Source organism: Lignipirellula cremea, from assembly GCF_056501455.1.
Window position 1 is genome coordinate 4,445,223 of record NZ_CM151415.1, and the last position, 15,954, is coordinate 4,461,176.

At 65.8% G+C, this 15,954-nt stretch carries 10 protein-coding genes; 4 read left to right on the top strand and 6 right to left on the bottom strand.

From position 1 onward, the window contains the following. Position 1: 1 nt before the first annotated feature. Entirely contained in the window at positions 2–1,438 is a 1,437-nt protein-coding gene (locus tag SH602x_RS17285; RefSeq protein WP_479473504.1) for a DUF1501 domain-containing protein, read from the bottom strand. Between the two features lie 7 nt (positions 1,439–1,445). Continuing rightward, positions 1,446–3,998, bottom strand: coding sequence for a PSD1 and planctomycete cytochrome C domain-containing protein (locus SH602x_RS17290; protein WP_479473505.1), 2,553 nt, complete (start codon positions 3,996–3,998; stop codon positions 1,446–1,448). Here SH602x_RS17290 and SH602x_RS17295 point away from each other — a divergent pair. The 3 genes from SH602x_RS17295 (at position 3,997) to SH602x_RS17305 (ending at position 9,726) form a co-directional block, all read left to right on the top strand. Then, a complete protein-coding gene (locus SH602x_RS17295) occupies positions 3,997–5,253 on the top strand; it encodes a sialidase family protein (protein WP_479473506.1) in 1,257 nt (418 codons plus the stop codon). The genes SH602x_RS17290 and SH602x_RS17295 overlap by 2 nt on opposite strands. Next, positions 5,250–6,575: an APC family permease gene (locus SH602x_RS17300; protein WP_479473507.1), complete on the top strand. Its 1,326-nt coding sequence runs from the start codon at positions 5,250–5,252 to the stop codon at positions 6,573–6,575. Before SH602x_RS17295 ends, SH602x_RS17300 begins: the two co-directional genes overlap by 4 nt. Positions 6,576–6,693: 118 nt before the next feature. Then, positions 6,694–9,726, top strand: coding sequence for a PVC-type heme-binding CxxCH protein (locus SH602x_RS17305; RefSeq protein WP_479473508.1), 3,033 nt, complete (start codon positions 6,694–6,696; stop codon positions 9,724–9,726). Positions 9,727–9,764: 38 nt separating this feature from the next. On the opposite strand, the gene SH602x_RS17310 is transcribed toward SH602x_RS17305, so the two are convergent. From SH602x_RS17310 to SH602x_RS17325, 4 genes are all read right to left on the bottom strand, one after another. Beyond that, the gene (locus tag SH602x_RS17310) at positions 9,765–10,394 is read right to left on the bottom strand and encodes a hypothetical protein (protein ID WP_479473509.1); all 630 of its coding nucleotides are present in this window, start codon (positions 10,392–10,394) and stop codon (positions 9,765–9,767) included. A gap of 189 nt (positions 10,395–10,583) precedes the next feature. After that, complete coding sequence (locus SH602x_RS17315; protein WP_479473510.1) at positions 10,584–11,555, bottom strand: ABC transporter ATP-binding protein; 972 nt, start codon at positions 11,553–11,555, stop codon at positions 10,584–10,586. Between the two features lie 6 nt (positions 11,556–11,561). Continuing rightward, complete coding sequence (locus SH602x_RS17320) at positions 11,562–12,410, bottom strand: ABC transporter permease (RefSeq protein WP_479472270.1); 849 nt, start codon at positions 12,408–12,410, stop codon at positions 11,562–11,564. Between the two features lie 577 nt (positions 12,411–12,987). Further along, a complete protein-coding gene (locus SH602x_RS17325) occupies positions 12,988–14,028 on the bottom strand; it encodes a sialidase family protein (RefSeq protein ID WP_479473511.1) in 1,041 nt (346 codons plus the stop codon). A gap of 239 nt (positions 14,029–14,267) precedes the next feature. On the opposite strand from SH602x_RS17325, the gene SH602x_RS17330 reads away from it, so the two are divergent. Next, positions 14,268–15,941, top strand: a complete 1,674-nt coding sequence (locus SH602x_RS17330) for an FAD-dependent oxidoreductase (protein ID WP_479473512.1) — start codon at positions 14,268–14,270, stop codon at positions 15,939–15,941. The last annotated feature ends 13 nt before the right edge of the window (positions 15,942–15,954 follow it).

Here is a 15,954-nt window from a genome sequence, read left to right on the forward strand (position 1 = left end):
CTTAGGCGAGCACGGCGTCGATGACCTTGCCATGCACGTCGGTCAGGCGCCGGTCGAGCCCGTTGTAGTAGTACGTGAGCTTTTCGTGATCGAAGCCGAGCAGGTGGAGCGCCGTGGCATGGAAGTCCCAGACGGTCGTCGGATCGACCGCCGCTCGACGACCGAAGTCGTCGGTCGCGCCGTAGCTGACTCCGCCGCGCACGCCGGCGCCCATCATCCAGCAGGTGAAGCCGTCGGGGTTGTGATCGCGGCCCTCCTTGCCTTCCTGCCGCGTCGGCATGCGGCCGAACTCGGTCGTCCAGAGCACGAGCGTATCGTCGAGCAGGCCCGAGCGCTTCAGATCGGAGAGCAGCGCCGCCGTCGGCTGATCGAAGACGGGGCAGTGACGTTCGTAATCGGCCTTCAACGTCTTGTGCGCGTCCCAGTTGAGCAGTCCGTCGACGCCGGACGCCCGGCTCGCGCAGAAAAGCTGCACGAAGCGGACGTCCCGTTCGAGCAGGCGTCTCGCGAGCAGGCAGTTCCGCGCGTAGGCGGCTTTCAGTTCGTTCGGATCGTCCGTGCCGTAGGTTTTGTGAGATTCGGCCGTCTCTCGCGACAGATCGGAAACCTCGGGCGCCGAAAGCTGCATCTTCGCCGCCAGTTCGTACGCGGAAACGCGCGCGGCGAGTTCCGTTTCGCTCGGCAGCGAATCGGCGAACGCCTGATTCAATCGCCCCGTCAGTTCGAACGTCGCACGATCTTCGGCCTCCGAGATCGACGCCGGTCGCGCCAGATTGCGGATCGGTCGATGAGCGCTGAGCTGGATCGCCTGGTGCCTCGCGGGCAGAAAGCCGTTCGACCAGTTCGCCTGGCCGTTGGGCGGCTCGCCCCGGATATCGGGGATGGCGACGTACGCCGGCAGATCGTCGTTGACGCTGCCCAGGGCCCAACTGGTCCAGGCGCCGGCGGAGGGGAAGCCCTCCTGCTCGTGCCCCGTGTTCATGAAGATGCAGCCGGGGCCATGCGTATTCGTCTCGCTGTGCATCGCGTGGAGAAAGGCGATGTCGTCGACATGCTGCGCCATGTGCGGCAGCAGCGAGCTGATCCGCTTGCCCGACTGGCCCGCCGGCACGAGCGGCCAGGGGCTCTTCATCAGCGGCCCGTTCTTCCCCTGAAACGAGACGTAGTTCTCCTCGCCCGGCAGGGGCTCGCCGTCGCGCTTCTCCAGTTCGGGCTTGTGCTCCCACAGGTCGACATGCGACGCGGCGCCGGGGCACATGATCTGCAACACTCGCTTCGCCCGCGGCGGATGCTGAGGCGTCGCGGCGCCGTACGACGACGGCGACGCTTCGGCAGCGAAGCCGTCACGTCCCAGCAGTTGCAGCAGACCCATACCCGCGAGCCCGCTCGTCAGGTCGCCGAGGAATCGCCGGCGGGTCGCGTCGAAGACGTTTCGCATGGCTCGATCAGGGGACGTAGAGGAATTCGCTGGCGTTGAAGAGCGCGCGGCCGAGCGCCGGAAGTCCGTGCTCGTTCACGAAGGCGGCGCAGGCGACGCGCTCGTCCTGGTTCGGCTCCCGGTTCATCAACAGGCGAAAAGCGTGCTCGACCTGGGCATTCGTATCGCCCGGCGCTTCGCGTGCGAGGCGTTCGGCGAACAGGGCGGCCAGGTCGAGCGTGAAGTCATGGTTGAGCGTCGCGAGCGCCTGCAGGGGCGTGGTGGTCTCGGCTCGCTTCGGCGTGGAGAACGAACAGTCGGGGCTGTCGAACTCCGACATCAGATCGACCGGCGCCGCCCGCGCGTTCTGGTGATAGACGCCGCGGCGATAGGTTTCGGGGCCGACCTCGTCGAGCGGCACGTAAGTCGCGACGTTGTCCTGCAGGTACTTGTAAAGCCGGAAGCCCTTGCCGTTCATTCGCAGGTCGAGCGCGCCCGACGCGGCCAGCATCGAATCGCGGACTTCCTCCGCCGACAGCCGACGCGGCGGAAAGCGCCAGAGATAGCTCGCTTCGGCATCGACGGCTGCGGCGTCCGCCCGCCATTCGCTCGACTGGCGATAGGTTTGCGACGTGACGATCAGACGATGGATCGGCTTCATCTGCCACCCTTCGTCGACGAGCTTCTGTGCGAGCCAGTCGAGCAGCTCCGGATGCGTCGGCTTCTGGCCCATGTAGCCGAAGTCGCTTGGCGTCGGAACGAGGCCCGACCCGAAACGGTAGTGCCAGAGGCGATTGACCAGCACGCGCGCGGTCAGCGGATGTTTCGGATCGACGAGCCATTCCGCGAAGGCTTTCCGCCGATCCCCTTCGGGCGCCTCAGGGCCCAGTCGATACGGCGTCATCGCGTCGTCCAGCACGGCCAGACTGACGATCGAGGCCGGATCGCCTTTTCGCTCCGGACTTCCGCCGAGAAAGACATGGAACGGACCCGCCGCCGGTTCGCGTGATCCGAGCCAGTAGCTCGGCAGAGCGGGGATCGCGGCGATCTCGGAGTTCGTTCGAGCGATCTCGGCGTCGATCTCGGTCAGCCGGGCGCCAGGCGCTTCGCCGCCTGCGGCTTTGGCGACCTGTTCTTCCCGCTCCTTCGTCAGCGCGGCACGCCTCGCGTCGAGCGGCGCCAGCTTCGCCGCGCGGGCCTCCCGTTCCGACTGCGACGCCAGTTCGCGAACTCCGTGACGTACTCCGGCGAAGGTCGCATAGAGTGCGTAGTAATCGGTCTGGCGAATCGGATCGAACTTGTGGTCATGGCATCGCGCACATCCGACTGTCAGCCCGAGGAAGGCTTCGCTCGACGTGCGGATGATCTCGTCGATCGTGTTGGCGCGAATCTGGGCCGCCTGGATCGCATCCTGATTGCCGACGTCGTCGTACGGTCCGGCGACGAGAAAAGCGCTCGCGATCTGCGACGACGGGTCATCCGGCGCGAGAACGTCGCCGGCGAGATGCTCCCGCACCAGGTCCTCGAACGGACGATCTCGATTGAACGACTCGATGACGTAATCGCGGAACGGCCAGAGGTTGTCGATGATCTCGTTCCGCTCGAAGCCCCGACTCTCGCCGAAGCGAACGACGTCGAGCCAGTGCCGGCCCCAGCGTTCGCCGTAGCGGGGCGAAGCGAGCAACCGATCGACCAGCCGCTCGTACGCGTCGGGGGACTCATCGGCCGCGAACGCGTCGACTTCTTCCGGCGTCGGCGCGAGGCCCGTCAGGTCGTAGGTGACGCGGCGAATGAGATCCCTCCGCGTCGCGGGCGGGTTCGGCGAAAGTCCCTTCTCCCGCAGCTTCGCGAAGATGAACCGATCGACGGGATGATCGTTCCAGCCTTCGGGCGCTTCGTCGTTCGACGGCGGATCGACGACCATGCGCGGCTGAAGCGACCACCACGAAGCGTCAGCCTTCGACGGTTCGCGCAGCACGACGCCTTCCGGCCAGTCGGCGCCCGAGTCGATCCAGGCGGAAAGAATGGCGATCTCCGCTCCTGTGAGCGGCGGGCCTTCCTGCGGCATCCGCGGCGGCTTGGCGTCCTCGGCACGAAGGACGTCCATCAGGTGGCTGGCAGTCGCGGCCCCCGGCACGAGAAAGCCCGAATCGACCGCTTCGTCCCGCGTCTCCAGCGACAGCTCGCCCTTGCGGATCGACGCTGAATGACATCCCAGGCACCGCGATTCGAGCAGCGGCTGGACGTCTCGCGCGAAATCAGGCGCGTCGTCGCCGCGGACCGCTTCAAGAGAAGCCGACGATCCGACCAGCAGCGCGAGCGTCCACAAACCGAGCGACATGTACCATCGCCATGCGACTTCGCGGAACGGCATCGGCGGAGGTGAGGCGGGAGGATGCGATGAGAGAGCAGGCGGCGACTTCGACTGTAGCCGCTCCCGCGCCGTCCCGCAAAGGGAATCAGGATCCAGGGCGGCGCGAACGGCGCTCTGTCGGCGATCGAACCGACGATGCGACTTCACGGAAGTTATCATCGACGCTGCTTCGACGCTTCGCGTTCTCCTCTTCGACGACCCGCCCATGTTCCGTTCTACCGCCTGGCCCGTTCGGCTTCGCCGTCTAGTCGCGGCCTTGGCAACCGTTCTCGCGTGCTCGCATTTGGGCGGAGTCGAGAGTCGTGCCGCGGAGCCGCAATCCGGCAAACATGCGGTCGAGACGGTCGACCTCTTCGAAGCCGGCAGGGACGGATACGCCCTCTATCGCATCCCGGGCATCGTCGTCACGACGAACGGAAGCGTGCTCGCCTACTGCGAGGCCCGCCGGAACGCCTCGGGCGACTGGAACGCGATCGACGTCCTGATGCGTCGCAGCGCCGACGGCGGAAAGAGCTGGGGTCCGCCTCGTCACGTCGCTCATCATGGAGCCAAGGTTCCGAAGAACGAGGCCGCGCTCAAGCAGGGGCTCGGCAAGGAGTCCGACGCGACGGTGAACAACCCGGTCGCCATCGCCGACGCGAGTCCGGGCGTCGTCCATTTTCTGTACTGCGTCGAGTACGCCCGGTGCTTCTACCAGCGGAGCGACGACGACGGCGAAACGTTCAGCGAGCCGGTCGACATCACGAGCGCGTTCGAAGAGCTGCGCAAGGACTACGACTGGAAGGTGATCGCGACCGGGCCCGGCCACGGGATCCAGCTTCGTTCGGGACGCCTCGTCGTGCCGGTCTGGCTCTCGCTCGGCACCGGCGGTCACGCTCATCGTCCGTCGGTGGTCTCAACGATCGTCAGCGACGACGGGGGCAAGACCTGGCACGCGGGCGCCGTCGCAGCAGGTCCGCCCGAACTGGTGAACCCCAGCGAAACGGTCGTCTCGGAGCTCTCCGACGGGCGCGTCATGCTCAATATCCGCAGCGAATCGGACGCCCATCGACGTGCGGTCGTCATCGGCGCCGACGGTTCGAGCGGCTGGTCCAAGCCGGTCTTTCAGGAAGAGCTTTACGAACCGGTCTGCATGGGAAGTCTGATCCTCGTGCCGGGTGAGCAGGGCGGTCTGATCTTCGCCAACCCGGATCCGTCGAAGCTGGCCGGCGCCGAAGCGAAGTCGCGACCCTCCCGCGACCGCAAGAACCTCACGCTCCGGTACAGCAGCGACGACGGCAAGACCTGGCCGACGAGCCGCGTTCTGGAACCAGGACTCGCCGGCTACTCCGATCTGGCGATCGATCCTGACGGCGCGATTCTGTGCTTCTACGAGGGGGGTTCGATCGACGGCAATCACTATCGCACGGGTTCGCTCCGGCTCGCGCGGATGCCGCTCGAATGGTTGACCGAATCGGAATGACGAACGGAACCCTGCGTCGTGAAACGGGACTGCTCGGGGCGACCGCGCTCGGCCTGGGATCGGTCATCGGCACGGGCGTCTTCGTCAGCGTCGCGGTCGCCGCGGAGGCTGCGGGCCCGGCGGTTCTGCTGGCGATCGTCGTGGCGGCAGCCGTGGCAGCCTGCAACGGACTCTCCAGCGCCCAGCTTGCGGCGAATCATCCCGTCAGCGGCGGAACGTACGAGTACGGTTATCGCTGGCTGACGCCCAGCATCGGCTTCGTCGCCGGGTGGACGTTCCTCGTCGCCAAGAGCGCCTCGGCAGCGACCGCCGCGCTCGGCTTCGCCGGGTACGTCCTGCGTTCGTTCGGCGGAGATCCTGCCGTCTGGCTGCTGCCGGTCGCGATCGCCGCCGTCGCCTGCATGACGGTCCTGGTTCTCTGCGGCCTCCGGCGATCGGTCGGGGCGAATGCCGTGATCGTGACGCTCGCCCTGGCGGCGCTGGCGACGTTCGTGATCGCGGGGCTCCCTTCCGCTCTGTCTAACGCAAACGCCAACCTTCTTCCCTTCTTTGCGCCGGCGGAGGAAGGTCTCTCTCCGGTCGAAGGATTCTTCCGAGCGAGCGCACTCGCTTTCGTCGCCTTCGCCGGGTACGGACGCATCGCCACGATGGCGGAGGAAGTTCGCGAACCGCGTCGCACGATTCCCGGCGCGATCATCGCGACGCTGATCATCTCCGCCGTCGTCTACGCGGCCGTCGCGATCGTGGGGGTGGCGGCCGTCGGAGCCGAGGCGTTCGGCGGAGCGGCGATCGACGGCGCGGCGCCTTTGGAGAACGCGGCCCGATCCTTCGCCGTTCCCGGCGTCGGCACGTTCATCGCAATTGGCGCCGTGGCGGCGATGCTCGGGACGCTGCTGAATCTGATCCTGGGACTCTCCCGGGTGGTTTTCGCGATGGGGCGTCGCGGCGACGCGCCCGGCGTCTTCATGCGGGTCGACGATCGCGGATCGACGCCTTACGCCGCGGTCGTCCTCGTCGGAACGGTGACCGCGGGGCTGACCCTGATCGGCGACGTCGGTTGGACGTGGTCGTTCAGCGCGTTCTCCGTCCTGATTTATTACGCCGTCACGAATCTCGCGGCTCTGCGTCTGAATCGCGAGGAAAGGCTCTACCCGCGGTGGATCGCCTGGATGGGCCTCGCCGCCTGCCTGTTTCTCGCCTTCTGGGTCGAGGCCCGGATCTGGATCCTCGGGCTCGCGCTGATCGGGATCGGCCTGCTGTGGCATCTGGTCTGTCGGCGTCTGCGATCAGGCGGCGCTCTGCCGAGGGAGCCAACCGAGTAAGCTGGCGCCGAGCGGGCGATCGTTCGCGAAAGGGTTGGCGCCGCGCCGCTCGACCGGCTAAAACCGGCTCGACCGCCCTGACGTCTGCCCCGCCGAGACTTCCCTCCGCAGAAGCCCTATGCCGCGTCACGAACGGATCGTCCTGGCGCTCGCGCTGCTCCTCGTCGCCGCCGGATCGCTCGCGCCCGCGATCGGTCAGGAGAAGAACCCTGCAGCCTGGGAGCCGATCGCAGAGACGGATTCCGTCGATCGCGATTACGCGGCGGAACTTCCCCGCCTGCGGCCCCGATCAGCCGAAGAAGCGCTCGCTTCGTTTCGCACGCTGGATGGCTTTCGCGTCGAACTGGTCGCCGCCGAACCGCTGATCGCCAGCCCGGTCGCCTGCGCGTTCGACGAGAACAACCGGCTCTACGTCGTCGAGATGCGGGACTACAGCGAGCAGGCCGACGAGCGTCTCGGAAGAGTGCGGCTGCTCGAAGACACCGACGGCGACGGGCGCTTCGATAAGAGTCATCTCTTCGCGGAGGACCTCTCCTGGCCGACGGCGATCGCCTGCTGGAAGGGGGGCGTGTTCGTCGCGGCGGCGCCTCAGATTTATTACCTTCGCGACGCGGACGGCGACGGTCAGGCCGAACAGCGTGAGATTGTCTTCGACGGCTTCGCACGGACGAACGTGCAGGGACTGGTGAACGGGCTTCGCTGGGGGCTCGATCATCGCCTCTATGGAACGACCAGCAGTTCCGGGGCGGAGGTTCGCAGCCTGCGTTATCCCGATCAGCCGGCGCTCTCGCTGCGGCGGCGGGACTTCTCGATCGACCCGCGCTCGATGACGATCCGGCCCGAGAGCGGCGGAGGCCAGCATGGCCACTCGATCGACGCGTTCGGGCGACGCTTCGTTTCGGCGAACAGCGATCACCTACAGATGATCGCGTACGAGGACCGCTACGTCGCGCGGAACCCGTATCTCGTCGCGCCGCCCGCGAACGTTTCGATCGCGGCGGACGGTCCGCAGGCGCCTGTTTTCCGCGAGAGCCCGGTCGAGCCCTGGCGGATCGTGAGAACCCGTCTTCGGGCGCAAGGCATCGTGCCCGGGATCGTCGAGGGGGGCGGAGCGCCGGCGGGCTACTTCACCGGCGCGACGGGAGCGACCGTCTACACCGGCGACGCGCTCGGCGAAGGCTTTCGCGACACGGTCTTCATCGCCGACGTCGGCAGCAATCTGGTCCACCGCAAGTCGCTCACGGAGCAGGGCGTGCTGGCCGTCGGTCATCGGGTCGACGACAAGCGGGAATTTCTCGCGTCGAGCGATATCTGGTTCCGACCGGTCGACATGGCGAACGGACCCGACGGCGGGCTCTACATCCTCGACATGTCGCGAGAGGTGATCGAGCATCCCGCGAGCCTGCCGCCCCTCATCAAGAAGCATCTCGACCTGACGAGCGGACGCGAGCAGGGGCGTATCTATCGCGTGGTCCTTGACGGTTTTGAGCGACCAGCGCTGGTGCGGCTGGGCGATCTCTCGACGCGCGAGCTCGTAGACTATCTCGATCATTCCAACGGTTGGACGCGCGAAACGGCAGCGCGGCTGATCTATGAGCGTCAGGACGCCTCGGTCGTCGAGGCGGCGCGAACTCTCATCGCGTCCTCGACGATCGCTGTAGGTCGGGTGCAGGCGCTCTTCGCGATCGCGGGTCTCGGCCACCTTCGCGTCGACGACGTGATCGCCGCGATGAAGGATGCGCATCCTCGCGTGCGCGAAGCGGCGATTCGCCTGTCGGAATCGTTCGCCGCGGACGAGCGGAGCGAAGTAGTCGCGGCGGCGCTGCTGACGATGGCGAACGATCCCGATCCGCGGGTGCGATACCAGGCGGCGTTTTCGCTCGGAGAGTTCGAGCATCCGGAACGCATCGCCGCGCTGGCGCAGATCGCGAGGCGGGACAGCGGCGACCGCTTCGTCCGCATGGCGATCCAAAGCTCGCTGGCGGAGGGAGCGGACGAACTGTTCGCGGCGCTCGCACGCGATTCAACGTTCGCCGATCAGGCGGGCGGAACCGAACTCTTAGTTTCTCTGGCGAAGCAGATCGCGGCGCAAGGGCCGCCGGCGAAGATCGTCGGAGCCATGCGGCAGGCTGCCGATCTCGCGAACGCTTCGCCTGACGCGTCGCGTCGACTGATTCTGGCTCTGGCGGAATCCGCTTCGCGGGACGCGAAGTCCGCGGCGACTCTGCGCGAGGCCGCCGACGAGCGGACGCTGAAGATCTTGAGCGAGATGCTCGCCGAATCGCGCAGGATCGCTGAGGACGCTTCGAAGGATCCGGCGGAGCGCGGGAACGCGATGCGGTCGCTCGCGCTGGGCCCGTTCGCCGAAGCGAAGGACCTGCTCGCGCGGCAGATCGATCCGACTCAGCCTCAGGCGGTGCAGACGGTCGCGATCGGAGCGCTCGCGGCCTACGACGATCCGGGAGTCGCCGGGGCGCTCCTCGATCGCTTCGCCTCGCTCAGTCCGGCCGTTCGCGGCGAGGCGCTGGAGGCGTTGTTCGCGCGACCCGCTCGCATCGAGACGCTGCTCGCGCGACTCGAGCAGGGAAGCCTGTCCGCGTCCGTCGTCGACACGTCCCGGCGGCAGCGACTGCTCGACCATTCTGATCCGAGCGTGGCCGAACGCGCGAAAGCTGTCTTCGGCAAGTCCGCGAACGCCGATCGCGCGGAGGTTCTCGAACGTTACGCCGCCGCTCTCGAAACGCCAGGCGACGCCGATCGCGGGAGAGTCATCTTTCGCAAGGAATGCGCGAACTGCCATCGCCTGGAGGGCGAAGGGCACGAGATCGGGAAGGACCTGAAAGGCATCGGCGCTCGCGGCGCAGGCACGATCCTGACCAACGTGCTCGATCCCAATCGCGAAGTCGACCCGGCCTACCTCGACTTCTCCGTTCTGACCTCGGACGGACGAACCTATTCGGGCATCGTCTCCGCGGAGACGGCGACTTCGGTGACGCTCACCCGTGCGGGCGGAACGAGCGAGACGCGCCTCCGCACCGACATCGAATCGATGCGAAGCTCGGGCCTGTCGATCATGCCCGAGGGACTCGAACGGCAGATCGACGTCCAGGGAATGGCCGACCTGATCTCCTACCTGAAATCGATTCCGTGATTCCGAAGCGGTGGATGAGCGATCGAACGACGGCTCGCTCAGTGGGGAAGCGGCTTCACGAACCAGCGATGGAAGCGATCGATTTCCGTGTAGGGCGGCACGCGATGATGGACGATGACCATGACGTGTCGCACGTTCGTGGGCGACGTCGCGGCGTCCCAGAAATTGAACTCGGAGACGTATCGGACTTCGACGGTGAACTTGATCCGTTCCGCCGCGCCGGAATTCATCTGCAGATCGACGGGCCGGTTGGCGCCGGAGTGATCGCCGACGCCGATCGTCTTGCCGAAGCGATCGAACAGCCGCGGCGGAGCGATGCCGTTGTAGTCTCCCAGGTCGTCGTAGCCTGCTCGCGAATGCGTAGCGGTTTCGCCCGATTCGGCGCGGAGCGGCCACTCGTCCTCGGTCGCGCCCGGATCGTTCCACGCGACGAGTTCCATCTCGGCGAAGAGCAGGTCGGCCGTATCGCGTGCGACCTGGCGGTCTTCTTCCACCAGCGTTCGCGTGACCGATTCCTCGATCGCGATCAGGATGATCGACGAAGCGGCGACCGCGATCGTCAGCGCGATCATCGCCTCAGCCACCAAGGCGCCCCGGCGACGCGGAACGCGACGACGGCGCCTTCCGGTCGCGTAACAGCCGAGGCAGGGGTAGGGTCGAGAGTTCATGGAGGCGCACGCCTCGCGGAGCGGTCGAAGTCCAGGCGAGCGAAGCGGCGGACAGTGAAGTCGTGCCCGGCGTTCGCTCCCAGTCAAGACTAGGACGATGCTCGACGTCAGCACGCCGAGCGCTGACAGCGATCGCAGGGAAAACGCCCGGAAGCGCCGGACGTATCGATCGGGGGAATCGCGACGACGCTACAGCGTTCGTCGTCGACGACGCACGGCGACCTCGCCCGAGCCGGCCGAACCGTTCTCGCCGACGAGTTCAGGACTCTTGCGACGACGGCGGCGTTTAACCGACTTTTTGCGCTGTCGCACGCTCGCGAATTTCTCGCCTTCGGTTTCGCCGGCGGATCGCAGTCGCGCCTCTTCGTCGAGTTGCAGCAGCTTCTCGTACGCGTCCATGCCCTCGTCGACGGGCAGATCGCAGTGAATCTTCCCGCGATCGAAGACGATCGTGCGGTCGCAGATTTCGGCGGCGTGCGACCTGATATGGGACACCAGCACGATCGACGTCCCCTGGCGCTTGAGGTCCAGGAGGTGCGATACGCACTTGCTCTTGAAGGCGATGTCGCCGACCGCGAGCACTTCGTCGACGATCAGAAGATCGGGCCGAAGCTGCGTCGCGATCGCGAAGCCGAGGCGAACCGTCATGCCCGAGCTGTACGTGCGAAGCGGCGAATCGATGAAGTCGCCGATTTCGGCGAAGTCGACGATCCGGTCGAACAGTCGCTTCACCTCGCGGCCCGGAATGCCGTGGACCGCGGCGTTGATGTAGATGTTTTCCCGCCCGCTGAGGATCGGGTTGAAACCGGTGCCCAGTTCGATCAAAGGGCAGAGGCGTCCGCGATACGCGACGGTGCCGGCGTCGGGCTTGAGCAGCCCCGCGATCAGCTTCAGCGTCGTGCTCTTCCCGGAGCCGTTCCGCCCCATGAGCGCGACCGATTCGCCCGCTTTCAGTTCGAAGCTGACGTCGTTGACGGCGAGGAACTCGTCCTTGCGGAGCGTCAGGTTCCCTCCGTAGCCGAGCAGCTCCCGCGCGATGTCCTGCACCCCGAACGCCAGGGAGCGCTTGAGCTTCATGCAGTACTTCTTCGATACGTGCGACAGCGACGCGATCGTATCGGGAGGAAGCTTGAAGGAATTGTCGCGACTCGCCGGCGCCATCGTCGATCAGCCTCCCGTACGTGCCATGATGTGCGGAATCGAAATCCGATAGAACGCCCAGGTCAGCACGAAGAACAGGAAGGTCAGCGTCGTGTAAATCGTGAACAGGATCGGCATCTCGAAATCGCCCGTCGTGAGCAGATCGCGACAGGTGAGCAGCAGCGGCGCGACCGGGTTGATCAGGATCAGCGGCGAGTCAGGCTCCAGCGAATAGACGATGGGCGTCGCCATGAACCAGAATCCGAAAATCATTCCCATCACGCGCTGCACGTCGCGGAACATCGCCGAAAACGGGGCGAGCAGCATCCCGACCATGAACCCGTACAGGAGCAAGGTGAAGATGGCCCAGGGTGCGAAGGCGAACGCCTGCCAGGGAATGGATCCGGTGAACGCGAACGTCGCCACGTAGACGATCGCCAGACGAATGACGCAGTTCAGGCAGACGTACCAGAACGACGCGAGGAGCAGCCCTTCGTAGTTCGGCCGCGCCTTCGCCAGCATCGTCTGATTTCGGAGGACCGAATCCTGCGCCCGCGACAGGGCGCCGACGAAGCTCTCCCACAGCAGCGATCCGGTCAGCACGAACAGGATATAGGGGATCTTCAACTCCTGAGGTGCGATGATCCCGCTGTTCCGCAGCAGAACCCAGACGAGCGTCGCGCCGAGCGGGGGGAGCAGAATCCAGAAGTAGCCCAGCACGCTGTCGCGATACTCGCTGGTGACGTCGCGTACGAAGAGCCGCCACGCCAGTTCCTGTCCCGAAATCAGATCCCGGAACATCGCCCGGAAGAGCGTCAGCGGCCGACGAACCTGCGACGACGCCGAGTAGACGCGGACCTCCATATCGCCCGACACAGAGATCGGAGGCGAAGGCGTTGCGGCAGGCGACGGAGTCGCCCGACGATCGCGTTGCGACCGCCTCCGGCGCGGCAGAGTTTCCGTTTCGGCTTCCGTCATAAAACAGGTGGGACGCGATCTATCGGCGCCGAGCGGAGGAGAGCGAACGAGCGTCGGCGTATTCTGGGCGGGGAGCAGGGAGCGTCTCGTAAGTCGATCGGAACCGACCGATTTCGTCAGGAACCGTTCGGACGAACGCAGACCGGCGCGGGTCTGCGCCTCCGGCGCCGACGACCAGCATTGCTCTCAACGATAATTCAGCCACGCCGGGAGGGAACGAAAGAACCCTTTCTTCCCTACAGGTTCCGTCGTGCGCAACCCTCCGAATCGGCGCTACCGGCCAATCGATCGAACCGGGCTGACATTCGCCCCGCGACGACCGTCGTTCCCTGCACGGTACCCGATCGTACGGGCTTCTTCAATCTATTCCCGATGCAGGGGATGTGCGGAGTTTTCCGTCGTCGGTCGGCCTGCCGATCCCCGCTCCCGACGATCGGCGTCGTCTTCGCGAATCGCCGGAAAGCCCTTGATCGTTTCAGCTCCCTTCGCCCGGCGCCAGCGGCGGAAGGCGCACCTTTGAAAGGTAGATATTCGTCTTGCCTTCATGCGACGAGTAGTAGCTGACCCACAGCAGGCCGTCGTGCTCGACGAGTCCGGCGTAGCTCGTGTCGCCTCCCGAGGGGAGGGAGAGAAACTCTTCCAGGGTTCCCGCCTGCGGATCGATCCAGCAGAGAGCGGTCCGAACGGTCGGTTCATGCAGGCGCACCGCCGCGACGTAGCGTCCGTCGGTCAGACGAATCATCTGCGGCCCGCCGATTCGCCTGCCGAGGTCCTTCCACGTCCAGTCGCGGTAGGGCGCGTGCGAAGTTCCGAGCAGACCGTTCCCGGGGTCGCGTCGAAGCAGGCAGTACGCGACGTCCTTGTCGAAGACGATCGACGATTCGTTCGGATAACCGGCGTCGTACAGGTTCTCGACCAGCGTCGAGTAGGACTTGCCGTCGGCGCTCTCGTACAGGCGAACCGAGCGCTCGTCGCCGACGCTGTAACCGATTCCGTACGCTTTGCCGTCGTTCCAGGTCGCGCGCCAGAGCCAGAAGTCCGGGTCGCCGATCGGATGGGCTTCGCTCCACTGACGACCGTCGTCGGAGAACCAGGCGAGCGACTGGTGCGTCTGCTTCGCCTTGTCATGCAGCGCGCCCGCGCCGGTGAGCATCAACTGGCCCTGCGGGGTGACGGAGAGCTTCGCGTCGCGCAGGTCGGAATTCTTCGACTCGATCCGCGCGGCGGAGGTCCAGGTTTCGCCGTCCGTCGACTCGATCACGCGTAGCGCACCGTCGGGCGAGACATGACCCGCTCCCTCGCGAAACGTGCAGAACCATCTCTCCTTGAACCGGACCAGGTCCGTGAAGGCGTTGTGCGGCGCCTGATCCCAGATCTTTCGCACGTCGACAAGCTCCGCCTCGGGCGCGGCCTTCGGTTCCGCAGCAGCAAGCGAACTGCCGAGACTGCCGCCGAACAGCACGAGGATCGCAGCCTGAACAGCGAGGAGACGCGCGCGATCGAAAAGCTTCGTCATGGCAGGAGTCGTCGGAGGGAGGGGAGGCATTCGAAGAAACGCATCCGAAGAAACAAAGGGCAGGCCGGGCGGATCTCCGTTGTAGCGAGTGCAGACGATCGTTGTCGAATGTCGAGCGCCTCTCGCGCTTCGAACCTCTCCGTTTACGCCGCCCGCGTAGTTCGCCGGAGGACGCGGAAGTAGACTTTGGCGGTGTCAGCGCTTCTCGCGTCTTCTCCCGCTCTCCCCGCATGTTCGCCATGTCGCCGCTCCTCGTCTTCCGAACGCTCGTCGCCGTCGTGGCGACGATACTCACGCTTCCGCTCGCCGCTCGTGCGGAAGAGCAGTCGACGTACGACCTGGTCGTCTACGGCGGCACGAGCGCCGGCGTCGCCGCCGCCGTGCAGGCGAAGCGCCTGGGTCGCACGGTCGCCCTGATCGAGCCGACGCATCGCCTCGGCGGGCTGACGACCGGCGGCCTGGGCCAGACCGACATCGGCAACAAGTCCGCGATCGGCGGCGTCAGTCGCGAGTTCTACGGACGCGTCCGTGAGCATTATTCCGACCCCGCCGCCTGGAAATGGCAGACGCGGGAGCAATATCGCGACGGCGGGCAGACCAAGACCGACGCGAACGAAGACGCCATGTGGACGTTCGAGCCGTCGGTCGCGCTCAAGATCATGAACGACCTGGTTCGCGAACACGACGTGCCGGTCTTCTACGGCCAGCGTCTCGATCGCAGCGGCGACGGCGTCACGAAAGAAGGCGCCCGCATCGTCGCCGTCCGGATGGAGTCGGGAGAAACCTACCGCGGCGCCTACTTCATCGACGCGACGTACGAAGGCGATCTGCTGGCCGAGGCGGGCGTGTCGTACGCGATCGGTCGCGAGCCGAGCGATCAGTACGGCGAATCGTACAACGGCGTGCAGCCGCAGGGCCCCGGATCGAACAACCATAACTTCGTCAAAGGCGTCGATCCCTACGTCGTGAAGGGCGATCCTTCAAGCGGGCTGCTTCCCCATATCGATCGGAACGGGCCAGGAGAGCCAGGCGCGGGCGACAAGCGGATTCAGGCCTACTGCTTCCGCATGTGCCTGACCGACCATCCGGAGAATCGCATTCCGTTCGCGAAGCCCGACGGCTACGAAGAACGGAACTACGAACTGCTGCTTCGCAATTATGAGGCAGGCCACGATCGCGTGCCGTGGATCAACTCTTCGATGCCGAACCGCAAGACGGACACGAACAACCGCGACGGCTTCTCGACCGACTTCATCGGCCAAAACTACGACTATCCCGAGGCGAGCTACGAAGAGCGGGCGAAGATCGTCGAACGCCACCGCGCGCACCAGCAGGGGCTGATGTGGACCCTGGCCAATCATCCCCGCGTGCCCGAGAAGATTCGCAAGGAGGTCTCCCGCTGGGGCACGTGCAAGGACGAGTTCGAACGGGAAGACGGCTGGCAGGAACAGCTATACGTTCGCGAAGCCCGCCGGATGATCGGCCCCGTCGTGATGACCCAGAAGCACTGCCAGTACAAGGAAACGGTCGAGGACTCGGTCGGGCTCGCCGCGTACGGCATGGATTCGCACCACATGCAGCGTTACGTCACCGCCGACGGGCACGTCCGGAACGAAGGGAACATCGAGACGGGCGTCGCCGGGCCCTACCCGATCAGCTATCAGGCGATCACGCCGAAGCGGGAGGAGTGCGAGAACCTGCTCGTGCCGATCTGCGTTTCGGCCTCGCACATCGCGTTCGGCAGCATTCGTATGGAGCCCGTCTTCATGGTCCTGGGGCAGAGCGCCGCGACCGCCGCGTCGCTCGCGCTCGACGAGAAGATTCCTGTGCAGGATGTGGAGTACGCGGCCCTTCGCGCGCAGCTTCTGAAGGATGCCCAGCGACTGGAGCGTCCGGCGAAGGCGACGAAGTAATCGCCGCTTCGCC